We start from the raw sequence: 1,565 nt of genomic DNA, 5'->3' as shown, positions 1-1,565 counted from the left end.
ACGGTGCTGGGGCGTCGTCCCTCGCGCACGCCGTAGGACGGCGCCGGCAGCGCCCGCCGGTCCAGCTTCCCGTTCACCGTCAACGGCAACCCCTCCACCACCACGAACGCCGCCGGCACCATGTACTCCGGCAACCGCGACGCCACCACCCCCCGCAACCCCTCCACATCCACACCCGCACCCGCCTCGGCGGGCACCACATACGCCACCAGCCGCTTGTCCCCCGGCGTGTCCTCACGCACCACCACCGCAACCTGCCCCACCACCGGCTCACCCAGCAGGACGGCCTCGATCTCACCCAACTCGATCCGGAAACCACGCACCTTGACCTGCTGATCCGCCCGCCCCACGAACACCAACTGACCATCCACGGTCCACTTCACCAGGTCACCGGTGCGATACATCCGCTGCCCCGCATCGAACGGCGAGGCAACGAACCGCTCACCGGTCAGTCCCGGACGGTTCACATAGCCGCGCGCCAGCCCCGCACCCGACACATACAACTCACCCGCAACACCCACCGGCACCGGCTCAAGCACCTCGTCCAGCACAAACAACCGCACATACGACAACCCACGCCCCATCACCGGCACATCACCCACCGACAACCCACCCGACACCGACGACACCACCGTGAACTCCGTCGGCCCATACGCATTCACCAGACGACGACCCGAAGCCCACCGATCCAACACCCCCGAATCCAACGCCTCACCACCCGACACCAACACCTCCACCGAACCCAGATCACCGGCCCCCAACGCCCCCAACACCACCGGAGGCAACAACACATGCGTCACCGCATGACGCCCCACGACCTCCGCCAAACCCCCACCAGGAACCAACTCATCCGCCGACGCCACCACCAACACACCACCCCCACCCAACACCAGCAAAACCTCCCACACCGCAGCATCAAACCCAATCGACGCAAACTGCAACACCCGCGAACCAGGCACCACCCCAAAACGCCCCACCTGATCCACCGCCAGACTCAACGCCCCACCATGAGTCGACCCCACACCCTTCGGCACCCCCGACGAACCCGACGTATAGATCACGTACGCCAGATCCGCCCCACCCACCACCACACCAGGCGCCTCCCCAGAACACGCCCCGACCTCATCCCGGACCTCGTCCCACACCACCACCCGCACACCATCACCGACACGCCCCGCCAACCGCCCACCCATCACCGCATCCGTCAACACCACCGACACACCACTGTCCGCCACCATGAACCCCACCCGCTCCACCGGCAACCGCACATCCATCGGCAAATACGCCGCCCCCGCCTTCCACACACCCAAAATCCCCACCAGCACATCCACACCCCGCGGCACACACAACCCCACCACCGAACCCGGCCCCACCCCCAAACCCCGCAAATACTGCGCCAACCGATTCGCCGCCACATCCAACTCACCCCGCGACACCACCACACCATCACCCACCACCACCACCGCACCCGCATCCACACCAACCCACCCACCAAACAACCCCAACACCGACGAACCCACACCCACACCCACACCCGTACCCTCAAGCGAAGACCCACCCCACTC

General features: G+C 66.3%; 1 protein-coding gene. It reads right to left on the bottom strand.

Annotation, left to right across the window (positions count from 1 at the left end; translation table 11 throughout):
- The coding region (locus ACZ562_RS38330) for an amino acid adenylation domain-containing protein (RefSeq protein ID WP_471189352.1) at positions 1-1,532 on the bottom strand (1,532 nt) is incomplete at its 3' end.
- Positions 1,533-1,565: the final 33 nt, after the last annotated feature.

The organism is Streptomyces sp. NPDC040410, assembly GCF_055595715.1.
Note: the sequence above shows the minus strand (reverse complement) of the source record. Positions and strands in the feature narration are given on the sequence as shown.